The sequence below is a fragment of the uncultured Campylobacter sp. genome, from assembly GCF_938045535.1.
Lineage (GTDB): Bacteria > Campylobacterota > Campylobacteria > Campylobacterales > Campylobacteraceae > Campylobacter_B.
The window spans coordinates 1-1,906 of record NZ_CALIMQ010000022.1; the positions used below are offsets into that span (position 1 = coordinate 1).

The 1,906-nt window shown below is 52.2% G+C and carries 2 protein-coding genes; both read left to right on the plus strand.

Annotated features, from left to right (window positions below; genetic code table 11):
• The coding region (locus Q0095_RS01085) for a 3,4-dihydroxy-2-butanone-4-phosphate synthase (RefSeq protein WP_297880564.1) at nucleotides 1-608 on the plus strand (608 nt) is incomplete at its 5' end.
• Nucleotides 605-1,762, plus strand: a complete 1,158-nt coding sequence (locus tag Q0095_RS01090) for a DNA polymerase IV (protein ID WP_297880566.1) — start codon at nucleotides 605-607, stop codon at nucleotides 1,760-1,762. The genes Q0095_RS01085 and Q0095_RS01090, both read left to right, overlap by 4 nt.
• The last annotated feature ends 144 nt before the right edge of the window (nucleotides 1,763-1,906 follow it).

Below are 1,906 nucleotides of genomic sequence, written 5' to 3' on the forward strand. Positions count from 1 at the left end.
GCGGCGTGCTCGCCCGCACGGGGCACACCGAGGGCTCTACGGATCTGTGCCGCTTGGCGGGGCTTTCGCAAAGCGCCGTGATCTGCGAGATCGTCAAAGACGACGGCGATATGGCGCGCAGGGACGATCTGGAAAAATTCTGCGCGCAGCACGGCATCAATATGATCTCGGTCGCGCAGATCGTGCAGTACCGCTTAAAACACGAAACGCTCGTTAAATTTAGCGAGCCAAAAAGCGCTATGCTGTGCGGCGAAGCGGCGAAATTTTACGACGTGAGCGATCACGAGGGCAACGAGCACCGCGCCTATATTTTCGGCGAGCTGGGAAAGAGCGCGCAGACGAACGTGAAATTTCATAAAATTTCAAGCGATCTGGAGTTTTTAAGCGATACGAAATTTAACGATTTTATGCGCGATCTGGAGATTTTGCGCAAAGAGGGCGGCGTGCTTTTGATGCTAAAATCCACGCAAAATCGCGCCGATTTTAAGAGCTTCGGTATCGGAGCGCAAATTTTAGCGCATCTGGGCGTTAGAAAAATCAAAATTTTAAGCAAGAGCGAGCCGAAAGACTACGCCGGGCTTAGCGGTTTTGGGATCGACATAGTTTGATAGCCCACATCGATTTGGACAGCTTCTTCGTTTCTGTAGCGAGGCTCGCCGATCCCGCGCTTGCGGGCAAAAAGATCGCAGTCGTCGGAGGCGGCGACGAGGAGATTTTCGGCGGCAAGAGCGAGCTTGGTAGCGTGATTTTAAGCGCGAGCTACGAGGCCAGAGCGGACGGCGTGCACTCGGCGCAGCCCGTTAAAATCGCGCTCGGACTCTGCCCGCAGCTGATTTTAGTGCGCTCGCAGCACGGCGAATACCGAAAAATTTCACGCGAAATTTATGAGTTTTTACTAAGCTTTACGCCCGAGATCGAAAAATTTAGCATCGACGAGTTTTTTCTAAATTTACGCGGTACGGCATACGACGCAGACGCGCTGGGCTTTGCTGCGTTTTTGCAAAGCGAGATTATGCGCCGCTTTAGCCTTCCGTGCAGCGTCGGTCTTAGCGAATCAAAACTGATCGCGAAACTCGCTACGAGCCTTGCCAAGCCCTTCGGCGTGCGTCAAATTTTAAAATCGCAAATCGCGTGCGAGCTATCCGCCGTGCCGGTAGCGAAATTCCCCGGCATCGGCAAAGCGGCGCAAAAAACGCTCGGCAAATACGGCATCGTAAGCTTCGGCGACGCGCTAGGGCATAGAGAAATTTTTGAAAAGATGGGCGCAAACGGCAGGAAAATTTTTGCAGCCCTTAGCGGCGAGGATGAGGGCGAGGTCGTCTCAAAGCGCGAGCGCAAAAGCATCGGCTTTGGGCGCAGCTTCGCGCCGTGCGCCGATCGAGACGAGCTGCGGCGTAAAATTTTAATTTTGGCGCGCCATTTGGCGGGCGAAGTGCTTGCAAGGGGCCTAAAGCCCGCGACGTATGATCTAAAGATCCGCTATAAATCGCGCGAGGAGTTTTCGCACCAGATCAGCCAGGATAGGGCGTTTAGCTTAAGCTTGCTGAGCGAGACCGCGCTTGAGCTGTTTAGGCTCTGCGACGTGAAAAAAGGCGCGCAGATAATCCACGTAGCGCTAAATCTTTCAAATTTTAGCGGCAGATCGGGCGGCTCGCTGCTCTTTGGCGAGATCGATAAAAAGCAGCAGAGCCTGGATCGATCTTTAAGCATGATTTGGGAAAAATTCGGCATCGAAAAGCTAAAAAAAGCGAGCGAAATTTGATTAAATTTAAAGGAAAAAGATGAAACTAGGCGAGCTATACTCGGTGATCTGCATAATCTTTGCGACGAATTTCAGGGGCGTGATAGATGAGCAGAAGTTGCGCGGCTTGGGCAAAAACTGGATCATCGTAAACAAAAATATCGA